Origin of the sequence: Advenella sp. RU8, assembly GCF_048381675.1 — a bacterium.
Lineage (GTDB): Bacteria > Pseudomonadota > Gammaproteobacteria > Burkholderiales > Burkholderiaceae_B > Advenella.
Map to the genome: position 1 here is coordinate 20,039 of NZ_JBLWIS010000003.1, position 14,394 is coordinate 34,432.

General features: G+C 50.9%; 14 protein-coding genes. 9 read left to right on the forward strand and 5 right to left on the reverse strand.

Annotated elements, in window-relative coordinates:
* The first annotated feature begins 13 nt into the window (after positions 1-13).
* The 3 genes from ACM5Q9_RS05070 to ACM5Q9_RS05080 are packed head-to-tail and all read left to right on the forward strand — an operon-like array spanning position 14 to position 2,260.
* Positions 14-235 (forward strand): hypothetical protein, encoded by a 222-nt coding sequence (locus ACM5Q9_RS05070; protein WP_418143656.1) that lies wholly within the window; start codon positions 14-16, stop codon positions 233-235.
* Complete coding sequence (locus tag ACM5Q9_RS05075) at positions 235-1,572, forward strand: amidase (RefSeq protein ID WP_418143657.1); 1,338 nt, start codon at positions 235-237, stop codon at positions 1,570-1,572. Before ACM5Q9_RS05070 ends, ACM5Q9_RS05075 begins: the two co-directional genes overlap by 1 nt.
* A gap of 46 nt (positions 1,573-1,618) precedes the next feature.
* Positions 1,619-2,260 (forward strand): isochorismatase family protein, encoded by a 642-nt coding sequence (locus ACM5Q9_RS05080; protein WP_418143658.1) that lies wholly within the window; start codon positions 1,619-1,621, stop codon positions 2,258-2,260.
* A 90-nt stretch (positions 2,261-2,350) separates the two neighbouring features.
* On the opposite strand, the gene ACM5Q9_RS05085 is transcribed toward ACM5Q9_RS05080, so the two are convergent.
* From ACM5Q9_RS05085 to ACM5Q9_RS05095, 3 genes are read right to left on the reverse strand one after another with little or no spacing between them, the layout of a single operon-like run.
* Positions 2,351-4,078 (reverse strand): SulP family inorganic anion transporter, encoded by a 1,728-nt coding sequence (locus ACM5Q9_RS05085; RefSeq protein WP_418143659.1) that lies wholly within the window; start codon positions 4,076-4,078, stop codon positions 2,351-2,353.
* A gap of 20 nt (positions 4,079-4,098) precedes the next feature.
* On the reverse strand, positions 4,099-4,518 hold the full coding sequence (locus tag ACM5Q9_RS05090; RefSeq protein ID WP_418143660.1) for a DUF6691 family protein: 420 nt from the start codon (positions 4,516-4,518) through the stop codon (positions 4,099-4,101).
* Positions 4,519-4,554: 36 nt separating this feature from the next.
* Positions 4,555-4,986, reverse strand: coding sequence for a YeeE/YedE family protein (locus ACM5Q9_RS05095; RefSeq protein ID WP_418143661.1), 432 nt, complete (start codon positions 4,984-4,986; stop codon positions 4,555-4,557).
* A gap of 157 nt (positions 4,987-5,143) precedes the next feature.
* Here ACM5Q9_RS05095 and rraA point away from each other — a divergent pair, with 157 nt between their 5' ends.
* Positions 5,144-5,626: a ribonuclease E activity regulator RraA gene (gene rraA, locus ACM5Q9_RS05100; protein WP_418143662.1), complete on the forward strand. Its 483-nt coding sequence runs from the start codon at positions 5,144-5,146 to the stop codon at positions 5,624-5,626.
* 102 nt (positions 5,627-5,728) lie between these two features.
* Positions 5,729-6,334 carry a glutathione transferase GstA gene (gene gstA, locus ACM5Q9_RS05105; protein ID WP_418143663.1) on the forward strand — a complete coding sequence of 202 codons (606 nt, stop codon included), beginning with the start codon at positions 5,729-5,731 and terminating at the stop codon, positions 6,332-6,334.
* Between the two features lie 79 nt (positions 6,335-6,413).
* On the opposite strand, the gene phbB is transcribed toward gstA, so the two are convergent.
* Both phbB and ACM5Q9_RS05115 read right to left on the reverse strand, forming a co-directional pair.
* Positions 6,414-7,172 (reverse strand): acetoacetyl-CoA reductase, encoded by a 759-nt coding sequence (phbB, locus tag ACM5Q9_RS05110; protein ID WP_418143664.1) that lies wholly within the window; start codon positions 7,170-7,172, stop codon positions 6,414-6,416.
* A gap of 21 nt (positions 7,173-7,193) precedes the next feature.
* Positions 7,194-8,957 (reverse strand): PHA/PHB synthase family protein, encoded by a 1,764-nt coding sequence (locus tag ACM5Q9_RS05115; RefSeq protein ID WP_418143665.1) that lies wholly within the window; start codon positions 8,955-8,957, stop codon positions 7,194-7,196.
* 222 nt (positions 8,958-9,179) lie between these two features.
* On the opposite strand from ACM5Q9_RS05115, the gene ACM5Q9_RS05120 reads away from it, so the two are divergent.
* Genes ACM5Q9_RS05120 through ACM5Q9_RS05135 form a run of 4 tightly spaced genes read left to right on the forward strand, consistent with a single transcriptional unit; the run spans position 9,180 to position 14,394 of the window.
* Positions 9,180-11,480 carry a TonB-dependent hemoglobin/transferrin/lactoferrin family receptor gene (locus ACM5Q9_RS05120; protein WP_418143666.1) on the forward strand — a complete coding sequence of 767 codons (2,301 nt, stop codon included), beginning with the start codon at positions 9,180-9,182 and terminating at the stop codon, positions 11,478-11,480.
* A 38-nt stretch (positions 11,481-11,518) separates the two neighbouring features.
* Positions 11,519-12,556, forward strand: coding sequence for a hemin-degrading factor (locus ACM5Q9_RS05125; RefSeq protein WP_418143667.1), 1,038 nt, complete (start codon positions 11,519-11,521; stop codon positions 12,554-12,556).
* Positions 12,557-12,563: 7 nt separating this feature from the next.
* Positions 12,564-13,394, forward strand: coding sequence for a heme/hemin ABC transporter substrate-binding protein (locus ACM5Q9_RS05130; protein WP_418143915.1), 831 nt, complete (start codon positions 12,564-12,566; stop codon positions 13,392-13,394).
* Entirely contained in the window at positions 13,381-14,394 is a 1,014-nt protein-coding gene (locus tag ACM5Q9_RS05135) for a FecCD family ABC transporter permease (RefSeq protein WP_418143668.1), read from the forward strand. Before ACM5Q9_RS05130 ends, ACM5Q9_RS05135 begins: the two co-directional genes overlap by 14 nt.

Below are 14,394 nucleotides of genomic sequence, written 5' to 3' on the forward strand. Positions count from 1 at the left end.
TCAGGAGAAAAAAATGTCTGCTTCTAACCTTGACACCCAATGGACCCCACAAGAGGTTGATGCCTATTTCAAACGATATGGTGTGGCTGTGCCAGCGGAACAACTTGAACATGTCGTGGGCTTGAGCAATGCGGCTGCACAGCTCGGACAAAGAATTGTTCGCATGCCATCCAAATTTGAGGAACCCGCCAGTATTTTCTGCCTCCCATTAATTCAAGCCAAAAGGAACGCATAATGGAACCCTATGAACTGACCGCGACACAGGCTGCCAGCCTGATTTCAAAACGTTTGTTATCTTGTGAAGAACTGGCACGTTCCACGCTTTCACGGATCATTGAGCGCGAGCCGATCATCAAGGCCTTCAGGTTTTTTGATCCTGACCAGGTCATTCGTAATGCCCGTGAGTTGGACCAGACCGCGCCAAAGAGTGAGCTGCATGGTTTGACGTTCGGTGTGAAGGACATGATTGATACCAAAGACATGCCCACCACACATAATTCACCTTTGTATTATGGTCATGAGACAAACAAGGATGCTGCCTGCGTGGCCGTTGTCCGGCACCGGGGGGCACTGATTGTCGGCAAAACAGATACGGTTGAATTCGCGTCAGGTGGACGAATGGCGGCAACGCGCAATCCCTATAACCTGGCTCATACACCGGGCGGTTCTTCATCGGGTTCGGGTGCCGCAGTCGGTGACAGGCAACTGCAATTGGCTTTTGGCACACAAACGGGCGGTTCGCATATTCGGCCGGCAGCGTTCAACGGTATTTATGGTATCAAGCCAACGCATGGGCTCGTGAGCCGGGAAGGGGCCAAACAATACTCCTATTCTCTTGACACCATCGGCTGGTATGGGCGTTGCGTCGATGATTTGATGCTGGTGGGACGCAATTTCCGGATTATGGATCTTGATGAACCTGCTCCAACCACATTGAAGGGTCTCAGGGTTGGTTTGTGTCGTAGTCCGAACTGGGCGAAGGCAGATCAATGGGGGCGCGCTGCCTTGATGCAGGCCGCCCGCTTACTGGAGGCCGAAGGCGCCATCGTTTTTGATCTTGATTTTGATGAGCGGTTCAGCAAATTGAACCACGCCCAGGAAGTGATCATGAAGAGCGAAGGCCGTGCCGCTTTCCTGCCTGAATACTATGCCGGAAATCCAGCTTTCAATGGGTATTTTGTTGATATCGTCATGAACTGCCAGGGCTTCACGAAAAAAGATCTGTTGCATTCCTATGACCTGGCGGCTGAATGCAGGGTGGCATTTGACAATTTGTTTGGTCCAGAGCTGGATGTGGTGCTGACACTGCCGGCACCCGGACAGGCACCAGAAGGATTGCATACATCTGGGGACCATGTTTTCAATGCGATGTGGACTTTACTGCATGCACCATGCGTGGCGATTCCTGTTGGTTTGGGTGATCTCGGTCTACCATTGGGTATCCAGCTGGTAGGTCCCCGCATGTCAGATGCCCGATTGCTGGAAATTGCCAAACTGTGTGCACCTGTTCTTGATCCGGAACCAGGAAAACTGAAACTGGTGAAACAGGAGGAAGCGGTCACTTTCAGTTAAGTTGCACATAGTTCATTGCGCGTAAATTCATGAATATTTAGGATGTATGATGAGTGATTTGGATATTTTTAAAATACAGAATTTTGGAAGCCGGTTGGGCTTTGGCAAAAAATCCGCCTTGCTGATTATTGACTTTCAGGTCGGTTTTTCAAAAAGCGATGTGCTGGGTGGCTACAACATTAATGATGCGATTGCCAATACCGCCCTATTATTGAAAACAGCCCGTGAAAATCAGGTGCCGGTTGCCCACGTGAGAGTGGCTACCGAATGTGATGGCAGCGACTTTCTGACGTTTGCCTTGAAGGTACCTGCCATGAAAGCGCTCACGCCGGATGCGCCTGATGCCCAGTTTGTTGAAAGTGTCAAACCGGCACCGGGCGAATTTGTTACGCTGAAAAAACACAGCTCTGCGTTTTTTGGCACCAATCTGGCCTCCTGGTTGGCCTTCAAGGGCGTAGATACGCTGTTTATCACCGGTTGTACAACAAGCGGATGCGTGCGAGCCAGTGTCAATGATGCTTCGGCCTATGGTTTGCGGCCGATGGTTGTCGTTGACTGCGTGGGTGATCGTGCACAGGGGCCGCATGAGTCGAGTTTGTTTGATATGGGGCAGAAATATGCCGATTTGCTCAGCCTGGAGGAGGCGATAGCGCACTTTGCCAGGGAAACTGAGTGCATGGAGGCCTAATGCGGTGTTAGGGAATGCAAGGCGCCCGTTTTTATATGCTGCTTGCATTCCCGTTTTTTATGTATATGCCGGTATTGAAACCTTTGTTTTTCAGTGCAGCTCCTGATCTTTTTTCAGGTGCAGGAACGCAGCGTGCACACTTAAAAATATTTTGCTTTTCATCCGCTTGCCCAAGGGGGTATTTTTCAGTCTATCCATGATAGGCCCTTTGATTTCGGCAAAATACAATTGGATGTCGCGAGTACTCAGGCTTTTTTCAAGTTGATCCAGCATTTCCAGTGCGGTGGCATCAATTTGATTGACGGCCGAGCAAACCAGCAGTACGTTTTTTACATCAGGGTCGGCATTAACAAGCCCCATGACTTTTTGTTCTACTACTGCGGCATTGGCAAAGAACAGGCTTTCATCCACTCTTAGTGCCACCAGGCCTGGTACGGTCTGCACCTCATGGCGCTGTACATTGCGGTAGTGTTCGGTATTGGGAACGCGGCCCAATACTGCCATATGTGGACGACTGCTGCGCCATACCAGCACGGCAAGAGAAAGGGCAATGCCTAACAGGATGCCTGCTTCCACGCCCAGCAAAACCACCCCTAGCAGGGTTGTCAATAAAGAAAAAGCATCGGCGCGATCATATTGCCAGGCAGTCTTAAGGCTATGCCAGTCGATAAGTGCGGTAACGGCCGAGATAATGGTAGCGGCCAATACAGCCTGGGGCAAGAAATAAAACAGCTTGGTAAAAAAGGCAATCACCACCGCCATTAGCAAGGCACTGATGATGCCGGCTAGCGGGGTATTGGCACCGGCTGAAAAGTTGACAACCGAACGCGCAAATCCGCCGGTTACCGGATAGCCACCGGAGAAAGCGCTGGCGATGTTGGCAGCACCAAGACCTATCAACTCACGGTTTGGCTTGATGCGTTGCTTGCGTTTTAGGGCCAGTGACTGTGCGACAGACACGCTTTCCACAAAGCCAACCAGGGAAACCAGCAGTGCGGGCAACCATAATGCGCTTATTGCATCCAGTCCTGGCAGGTTAAGGCTTAACGTAGGCAAGCCTTGTGGAACATGGCCGGCAATGCTGATGCCATACCGTTCATCCAATTGAAATAGATAAACGATTGATGTGAAGCCGATCACGCTGATCATGGGGGCCAGCTTTGAAAGCATGCCGGCCAGTTTGGATGAGACCCCTGCTTTTTCAAGGAATGTACTTAAGTAACGCCGTGACCACCATAAAAACAGCAGGCAGCTACTGCCTATGAGCAGGGTAGCCAGGTTGGTTTGGGGTAGATGGCGGGCAAGATCAATCAGGGTGCTAATGATGTTATTGCCCGAGACCTGGATACCTAGCAGGTGCTTGAGCTGTCCGATACTGATTAGGATGGCCGAACCGCTGATAAAGCCACTAATGACCGGATGGCTTAAAAGATGCGCCAGAAACCCCAGTCGCAATAGCCCGAACACCAGCAGCATGACACCTGAGATGAGTGCCATTTGCGTGGCCAGTTCCACATACTGTACAGAACCCTGCTGGGCAAGCGGAGCCAGCGCACTGGCTGTCATCAGGGAAACAACCGCGACCGGGCCGGTTGCCAGTGTCATGCTTGAGCCCAGCAGGGCGTAGGCAATAATGGGCAGGATACTTGCATACAGCCCCATTTCTGGCGGTAGTCCTGCCAGCATGGCATAGGCCAGGCTTTGTGGGATAAGCATGACGGTCACAATCAGTCCTGCAATCAGGTCACCTGAAAACAGGTTTCTTTTGTAGGCAGACATCCAGTCAGGCAGAAAGTCAGGCAATTTGCGGTGGGTCACGGTATGGGCGCCTTGCGGTATTAACGGGTTTTGCGGTTTTCAAAAGCAGTAAAAATAGCCATCCCTGCGATCATGGCAATCACAAACAGCAATGCCTTCCATTGGCCTGCAGCCATTGAAACCAAAGCAGGTCCAGGGCAGATGCCAGCCAGGCCCCAGCCAATGCCAAATAGCAGGCTGCCAATAACCAGACGCGGTGTAATGCTGCGGTTGGTGGGCAGGTTCATGGGATCACCCAGGCAGGCAGTCTGGCGTTTTTTGGCCGCTGTAAATGCAAACAGGCCCACCAGTACGCCACCGCCCATGACAAATGCCAGGGAAGGATCCCAAGTGCCGGTAATATCCAGGAAGCCGAGGACTTTTTCAGGGTTGGCCATGCCTGAAATGATGAGGCCCATGCCAAAGAGGAGGCCGACGATATATTCGGTGATGCGTTTCACGATGTTGATATCCTTTAATACGATGAAAACAGGGGCTTAGCCAATAATATGGCGAACCAGGTAGACCGTTGTAATGCCGCTTGCCATGAAGGCAAGGGTAGCCATGAGCGAGCGCCCGGAAAGCCGTGACAGGCCACAAATACCGTGACCACTGCTACAGCCCGAACCCATACGGGTACCAAAGCCCACCAGCAAGCCAGCCAGAATGATCAGCGGCCAGCCAGTATTGATTTCGATGGGAATGGAGCCCACGACCAGCAGATAAATTAACGGTGCTGAAAAAAGTCCAAGCAGAAAAGCGATACGCCAGTTGGTATCGCCTTTGCTGGGCTTGAGCAGGCCACCAAGTATGCCGCTTATGCCTAAAATGCGTCCATTGGCCAGAATGAAAATGGCGGCAGCAATCCCCAATAAAATGCCACCGCCCAATGAGGCCCAAGGGGTGAAATTTTGCCAGTCGATAGTCATGTGATAATTCCCATGGTAAATATTATATAAAATTATATTATATATAAAAATATAATAAAAATACAGATCAGACAGGTCGAAAATCCAAAGATCATGGATTACACTTGATCATCAATTTATAAAAAACTGAAAATTCCAGTGATAAGGAGAAGAAGCAATGTCCGTTTTACTTACCTGCGATGTGATGGATGCATTTCCTGAAAGTGCCTCTTGTGATCTTCAGTTCCAGCAATGGGGCAAGCGTAAGGCAATCAGCGGGTGGATCAGAACCCTTAAGGTTTATGAAGACAATTCCCTGGTCAGGCAGGTTCTGTCCGAAAAGTCATCAGGCGAGATTCTGGTGGTGGATGGAGGGGCTTCTTTGCATCGGGCCTTGGTCGGGGATATGATTGCCACATTGGCCATGGAAAACGGTTGGGGTGGCATTATTGTGTATGGCGCTATTCGTGACAGCGCGCAAATCAACGAGATGGATTTTTCCGTCAAGGCCCTGGGTACCAATCCTCGCAAGAGTCACAAGGCCGGGCAGGGTGTGCTGGATATTCCTGTCATGTTTGGTGGCGTTACTTTTCGGTCTGGCTGGTATGTATATAGTGATGCCGATGGTATCGTCGTAACCGAAAATCCGGTCATTATTTAGTATTTTTTTACGCCAAAGGTTTTGTGCAAACTTCATTTACTTACGGTAGCCGTAAAGGGTTTTGCATCATTCTGTTGTTATCATGATCAAGGAAATTGTTAAATGAAATTGTTTTATAAACCGGGTGCATGTTCTTTGGCACCGCACATTGTTCTGGAAGAGCTGGGCATTGGCTATGAATCTGAAAAGGTCGACCTCAAAACCAAGGTTACCGAGTCAGGAAGTGATTTTTTAACCATTAATCCAAAAGGCTATGTGCCTGCACTGCAAATGGATAATGGCGAGGTCCTGACAGAGTGCCAGGTGATTCTGGAATATTTGGGTGACCAGAACCCATCCAAAGGATTGATGCCTGAATTTGGATCTGCGGCCCGCTATCAAACCCAGGCCTGGCTGAATTTTGTGGCAACCGAGGTTCACAAGCCGTTCAGTCCTTTTTTCAACCCGGCTGCGCCACAAGCGTGGAAAGATATTTCTCTTGCCAATATTGAGAAGCGCTTGTCTTACGTTGAAACCGAGTTATCGGGTAAAGATTATTTAATGGGTGACACCTTTACCGTTGCCGATGCTTACCTGTTTACGGTACTGGGCTGGGGCAAATACATTCAACTGGATTTGGCTAAATGGCCTAACCTGACAGCCTATCAGGCAAGGGTGGCCCAGCGCCCTGCGATTATTGCAGCGCTTAAAGCAGAAGGCCTGATTTAATCCTGACAGTCAAATAAAAATGCCTGCCCGGCGAATATGCCAGGCAGGCATTTTTTTTACCTTGTCATGAAAAACAAGATCAATACATGTGCTGGCCACCGTTCATGGCAATGTTGGCACCGGTCATGAAACCGCCCAAATCACTGCAAATGAACACGATCAATGCCGCCAGTTCGGCGGGTTCACCCAAACGACCTAAGGGAATCTGGGGCAGGATCTGGCTGTCCATCACTTCTTTGGGGACCGCAGCCACCATTTCAGTATTCAGGTAGCCCGGAGAAACCGCATTAACCGTTACACCTTTGCGGGCAAACTCCAGCGCCAGGGTTTTGGTAAAACCATAAATGCCCGATTTTGCCGAAGAATAGTTGGCCTGGCCGAAAGAACCCTTGCTGCCGTTCACGGAAGAAATATTGACAATACGTCCCCATCCTGCTGACAGCATGTCTTCGCACAGGGGTTTAGTCATGTTGAACATGGAGTCCAGGTTGGTGTTCATGACTTCGTCCCATTTTTTCTTGTCCATTTTACGGAAGCTTGCGTCACGGGTAATACCGGCATTATTGATCAGGATATCAATGTGATAGCCATCATCGTGCATTTGTTTGGCACCGGCAATGCATGAGTCATAGTCGGCGACATCAACCGTATAGGCCTTGAAGTCATAGCCTTCTTCGCTTTGTTTTTTCAACCAATCAGAGTAGTCGTTGCCAGGACGCATGGTAATAAGAACGGTATGGCCTGCATCATGCAGGGCACGTGCCACGGCAGTACCCAAGCCACCGGTGCCACCGGTAACCAATGCCGTACGTTTGACTGATTTATTCACTGCTGTCATTTAAATTAACTCCAATTGATATCATTTTTCAAATACATAAACGCCGGGGGCGTCACAAAGCGATGGATAACCTTTTTCGGCATTACCCACAGGAGGAGGGGGGACCGGTTCAGTAGAGCGCTCTTTCAGCCAGTCGAACCAGCAGTTCCACCAGGAGCCTTCCTGTAACGGTGCGGTTTCATACCATTCATCCGGTCCCAGATAGGTTTGGTCTTTGGTTCGGGTCAGGACACGGAAGTGGCGGTTTTTATGGCCGGGCTCGCTGACGACACCGGCATTATGGCCTTTGTTGGTCAGGGCAAAGGTAATGTCGGTACTACACAAATGATGAATTTTGTATACCGAGCGCCATGGGGCAATATGGTCTGTCTCGGTGCCCAGACAGAAAATCGGCAGGTGAATATCGGTCAGTGAAACGGGGCGGCCATTAACGGGGTAACGGGCTTCTGACAGGTCATCATCCAGGAATAGCCTGCGCAGGTATTGTGAATGCATTTTGGCGGGCATTCGGGTACTGTCCGTATTCCAGGCCATCAGGTCATTCATGGTTGATTCTTCTCCCATCAGGAATTCCTTGATGTAGCGGGACCAGATCAGCAGGTCGGAGCGCAGCAGCAGGAATGCTCCTGCCATTTGGTCACCGGTTAAATAGCCGATATCCGCCATTTCTGCCTCTAGAATGGCTAGCTGGCTGTTATCAATAAACAGGGAAAGTTCACCAGGTTCGCTGAAATCGGTTTGGGCAGCCAGCATGGTGAGTGAAAGCAGGCGGTCATCTTTATCCCGTCCCATGGCGGCAGCGGCAATCGACAGCAGGGTTCCGCCCAGGCAATAACCGGCGGCATGCACTTTGTGTTGACCGGTAATTTGGTTGATGGCATCAAGTGCGGCAAAAAAGCCCATGGAAAGATAATCATCCATGCCCATGTTGCGCTCTTCAACCCCGGGGTTTTTCCAGGAAATGCAAAAAACGGTATAACCCTGGTCCAGCAGGTGGCGAATCATGGAGTTATGACGGGAAAGATCAAGAATATAGTATTTCATGATCCAGGCAGGGATGATCAGTATGGGTTCAGGGTGAACTTTGTCGGTTGTGGGCGTGTATTGAATCAGCTCCATGAGCTGGTTACGTAATACCACTTTACCGGGAGTGGTGGCCAATTGTTGTCCTACCTTGAAGTTTTCCAGCTTGGGATCGGGACGGCCCGTAAATTGCTGTATTGCTTGTTGCCAGGCATTCATGGCACCACGCAGCAGGTTTGCGCCTTGCTCTTCCAGTGTTTTTTGCAATACTTCGGGGTTGCTCGCCATAAAGTTTTTGGGGGAAAGCGCATCCATGATTTGTTGTGTTGACATGCGCACAATATCCAGGTGATGGGGAGTAACCCCGCGGATATCGCTGGTTGCTTCTTTCCACCACTGCTCTGTCATCAGGTAAGACAGTTGCAGCATGTTGAATGGCCAGGCTTTCCATTGTGGATGACTGAAGCGTTTGTCAATGATGGGTGGCTCGATATTCAGGTTGGTGTTGTGGCTAGGCGTTCCGGGGATGCCAACCGTTTGTGTGCGCTGTGCATATTGCGCCAGGGCCAAGCCTTGGCCGATGGCAAGGTTGATCAATTCAAGCTGTTTGCCCGGCGAGATGGCCAAGTGCCTGGACCAATCGATATAGCTAAGCAACCCTTGTACCGGTGACATGGACAGCGTGCTTCTGGCGATGGACGCCTGAAAGCGCTGGTCAAGTTGATCCATCGCGGTTTGAGGATTATAGGTGCTTTTTACCATTCAAGAGTCCTTTGGAGCAGAGGTGCTTTCGTGAGCATTTGATGACGTGTCATGAAAGCGGGATATACCTAAGTATAGGGTATTGCATTTTTATTGCGATTGCATGAATAGCGGTCATTTTATATTTTTAAATTGATCTGCATCAAAAATGTTGACATTAATAGTGATACAAATGATAATGATTCTCGTTTATTATTAAGAATAAAAAAGGAAGTCGCAAAAATGAAGTATTCAATTCGACCCCGTTACCAAGGGGTGCTGATGCTGGCCGGCTTGGTAGCCACCAGTCCATTGTTTGCACAAGTGGCAACGCAAAAGGAAAAAATCGTTACTTTGCCACAGGTAAAGGCAATAGCCACTGAATCTGAAACGCCCCGTGTGGAAAGGGTGGACCGGGAAGAATTGCAGGATGCCGATGTTGAAAGCTGGACCGATTTGGGGCAACGCTTGTCGCCAAGTGTTAATTTTAACCGTCAGAACAATAGTGTAAATATTCGGGGCCTTGATGCAAACCGCATCCGGCTTACCGAAGATGGGGTGCCATTACCCTGGTTAAGCGATGGCAGTCGTGGGGTGCAAGGAGGGCTGGAGGCGATTAACTTTGATTCCCTGTCGGCGGTTGATATTGTCAAAGGGCCGGGGGCCAATCAAACCAACGCCATGACCGCTGCGGTGGCCTTGACCAGCCTGTCTCCCAGGGATTTGCTGCCAGAAGGGCAAGATCTTGGTTTCCTGGCGAAAACCAGGTATTCGGGCTTTGATGACAGTGCGGGTGGGGATGTGGCACTGGCTGCCCGTTTAGGTGAAAAAACCCGGATGCTGTTCCAGTATGCCTATAAAAAAGGGCATGAAATTAAAAACCATGGCAGCACCGGAGGTTATGGTGACGGTAGAACCAAGGAAGATCCGGCTGATTATCACCGCAATTCGGCCTTGTTCCGGATTGAGCATGACCTGGCGCCGGGGCATCAGCTTGGCCTGGGGGCAAGCCTGTTTCGCCTTGACAGGGACATTGACAAGCTAAGCGAGCAAAATACATCTACTTATAAAATTGGCGATAACCAATATAAAGAAGAAATCAAGCGCGACCGTATCTGGCTGGATTATGAGTATCGCTCAACACAGGAATGGGCTACGCTTGACCAACTTTCCATGCTGGCTTACTGGCATAAAACCGATCTGCTTAATGAGCAAAATGCTTACCGTCAAAAAGATGCCAGGGCCAATATCATTCCCCGCGATCCGTTCAAATACGGTTTCCCGTCAGGGGAGTATTCCCGACATAATAGTGTGGCGCAAAAAGGCTGGGGTGTAAACCTGGATGCGTCGGGTTATTTGGGCGACGAGCAGTTGCGTTCACACTGGAAGGCGGGCGTCGGGTTTAACAGCGACCGTTATCGCCAGCATTCAGGCGGTGTGGATAATTGCCCAGTGGTGTCACCTACATTACCAGCACCGTTTGGTCCCCGTTCATGCGATTTTTTGCATACCAATCAGGCTGACGTGCCCAAAGTGAAAAGCAATGACTGGTTTGCATACGTCAACAATACGTTCTCGTGGGGTAATCAGCAATACAACCTGACACCGGGTCTGCGTTATGACCATTATGAGCGCAATCCATCGGCGGCCGGTGATTTTTTGAATAATTCCAACGCTGGCCTGGAACAAATAGGTAAACGAAGCGGCGGGCATTTTTCACCATCCTTGGCATTTAGCTGGAACCCCAATGACACAGTTGGTTTGTTTGCCCGTTATGCGCATGGCTTCAGGGCGCCGACCGCTTCTGAGTTATACCTGCAGTTCGGTTCTTCGTCTAATTACCTGCGCAAGGGTGAGGCTTCCCTGAAGCCCGAAACCAGCCGGGGATGGGAATTGGGTGTTGCCGTGAACACGGAGACCGCGGGTGGATCGCTTACCTTCTTTGACCAGCGCTATACAAACTTTATTGAATCGGGCGTGCCGGTTGCTGCCGATTCCATGTATGGGCAAATGATGCAAAACGGCCTGTATCCATTTGGTGTGTTTACGCATGCCAACCTTGATCGCGTTCGCATCTATGGACTGGAGGCAAGTGCTTACTGGAACATTAACAATAACTGGTATACCCGCGGTTCTGTCGCATGGACGGTGGGTAAAGACCGCAGCACGGGCGATTACCTGAATTCGGTTGCTCCGCTCAAGGCTATTCTGACCCTTGGCTACCAAAGCCAGGAATGGGGGGCTGAAGCAATTTGGACCATGGCTGCCAAACGCAATAAGGTCAAGTATCCCGATGCCAGCCCCGCGGTGGCCTATCCCGATTTCAAGGCACCCGGTTATGGCACGCTTGATCTGACGGCGCACTGGACGCCTTCTGCCGTTAAAGGTTTGCGCATTCAGGCCGGCCTGATGAATATGTTTGATAAAAAATACTGGAATGCCCTGAATGTGCCTACGGCTGGCAGCAGCCGGATTTCCCGTGACATTGACTTTTACACTGAACCGGGACGTCATGCCACGATCTCGATCAGCTACCAATACTAATAACAACGCTAACGTTAATTATTTTAAGGTGAAAATACATGAACCCGTCATTTGAATCTTTGCGCCAGCAATGTGACCGCCTGCTGGAGCAGGAACCTAAGTTGAGAATCCGTAATGTGGCGGAACGTTTGGGTGTCAGTGAAATGGAGTTGCTGGCCGCCCAATGCTGCGATGTCAATGCGGTTTATTTGGGAACCGATGTCAAGGAAATCTTCAGGCAGCTGAATACGCTTGGAGAAGTCATGGTCTTGACGCGTAATGAATGGTGCGTGCATGAACGGCACGGTTTTTTTGAGGATGTTCAGGTGGGCAAGGCTTCAATTGGCATTGTACTCGGACCGGATATCGATTTGCGGATGTTTTTTGCATGCTGGAAAACGGCATGGGCAGTCACACAGAGTGGGCGTTTGAGCATCCAGTTTTTTGATGAAACCGGTACAGCCATTCACAAGGTTTATTGCACTGAAAAAACAGACCGGCAGGCCTATGAGGCGCTGGTAGCGCGCTTTATGACGGATAGGGCAGAAATGCCGGCAGTGATGGCGCCAGAACCTACCGATAATACGCTTGCCGAACAGGCACCTATCGAGTTACGGGACAACTGGTTGAACATGAAAGATACCCATGCGTTTTTTCCTTTGCTGAAAAAATGGAATGTTTCCCGAATGACCGCCTTGCAGGCGGCGGGCGATGATTTGGCCCAGCAGGTGGATCACGATGCCGTCGAACGGATGTTGCAACTCAGTGTAGAACGGGAAATCCCGATCATGTGCTTTACCGGCAACCGGGGAATGGTGCAGATCCATTCCGGCGTGGTCCATAAATTGTTGCGTACGGGCCCTTGGTTCAATATTCTGGATGAGAAATTCAATTTGCATTTAAATACATCCGCCATCGATTCCGTGTGGGTGGTGAACAAGCCTACCACTGATGGCTGGGTGACCTCTCTGGAAGTTTATGAACAATCCGGTGAGTTGATTGTGCAGTTTTTTGGTGTACGCAAACCGGGTGTACCCGAGTTGCCAGCCTGGCGAAATCTGCTTGAATCCTTATGCAAGGAGCCCCTTGCGGCCTGATATCATGATGAAAAAAACATGCTTGTTTTTGCTGGGTCTATTATTGCTGCCCACGGCTTTTGCCAGCAATAAAGAGCGGGTCATTACCCTGGGGGGATCAGTGACTGAAATCGTGTATGAACTGGGCCTGGGTGAGCGCCTGATTGCTGATGATATTTCCAGCCTGTACCCAGAGGAAGCCACCCGCTTGCCCCGGGTGGGTTACTATCGTGCCGTACCGGTGGAAGGGGTGGTTGCCATGAAACCGGATCTTGTCCTTGCCTCTGAAAATGCAGGCCCCGCCCAGGCACTGAACAGTATCGGCAAACTGGGGGTTGAGGTTGTCAGGGTTTCCGACCATTCCAGTCTGGAATCCCTGTATGAAAGGGTGCAGCAAATTGCCCGTGTGTTATCTGTCGATGACAAAGGAGTCGCTTTGGTGGCGCGAATCAAGGCGGATGTGGCCCGGGCGCAGGCCCAGCCAGGAAAAAACCTGAAAACGGCCCTTATCATTAATCGAACCGGTAACATTCAGGCAGCTGGCAGCCAAACTGCCGCTTCTACCCTGATGTCGCTGGCCGGATTGACCAACGTGCTGGAGCAGGTACAAAAAGGTTATAAGCCAGTCTCAGCGGAAAGCTTGGTAAATTTCGGACCTGAGCTTATCATTGTCACTGAGGGTTCTGTGCAGGCCAGTGGTGGCCTGGACAAATTCATCAAGCATCCTGCCATTGCCACAACACCGGCAGCCATCAATAACCGGATAGTCGTCATGGATGATCTTCTCGCGCTGGGCCTTGGGCCGCGTGTCGCCCAGGCTATTGAACAACTTAAACTGGCATCAAATGCAGCACCGTAGTCTTTACCGAAAAAACCTGTTTTCAGTCCGTATTATTTTTGTTTTGGCCATACTGGTGCTAATCAGCCTGATCGGGTCTGGCAGCAGCGGCGCGGTTGACATCCCGTTGGCGGATATTCCCGCTTTCTTGTGGGGGCAGGTACCTGAAAGCCAGCATATGATGCAGGCCGTTTTGCTTGACATCCGCATCCCGCGGGTACTGTTCGGGCTGGTAGCGGGGGCCGCGCTGGCCTTGTCAGGCGTGGTCATGCAGGCCCTGTTCAGGAACCCGCTGGCGGAACCCGGGCTAATTGGCGTCTCGTCTGGGGCGGCCCTGGGGGCGGTATTAGTGATCGTGCTGACCAGCACCGGTTTCTGGGGGATTGCCATGGCCGCATTCATGGGCAGCCTGCTTTGTACTTGGCTGGCCTATTGGGTGGGTTGCCGTTTTCCCGGGGTGGCGGGCCTGTTACTGGCGGGCATTGCCATCAATGCCATTACCGGTAGCCTGATCGGCTTGCTTAGTTATATAGCCACCGATAACGAACTTCGCGACCTGACATTCTGGAGCATGGGGAGCCTGGCAGCCGCGTCCTGGTCAACGCTGGGCTTTATGCTGCCATGGACACTCATTCTTTCGGTTTATGCGGCCCGGCAATGGAAAGCCCTGAATGCCTTGCTGCTTGGGGAGCGGGAAGTGGAGCATCTGGGCTTTTCCATGCGGGTTTTGCGCCGTCGGCTGATTGTTTGTGTGGCCCTGTTGATTGGTCCGCTGGTGGCGGTAACGGGCGGCATTGGTTTTGTGGGGCTGGTCGTGCCGCATATCATGCGGATGGTGATTGGTGCCAACCATCGCTACTTGTTGCCAGCCTCATTTTTGGGGGGCGGCCTGGCCCTGATTTGGGCTGACTGGGTGGCCCGTACGATTATCCTGCCTTCAGAATTGCCTATCGGGTTGGTCACCAGCCTGATTGGGGGGCCGTTTTTTCTCTGGTTATTGATTCGCCAGATCAAGAGGTAA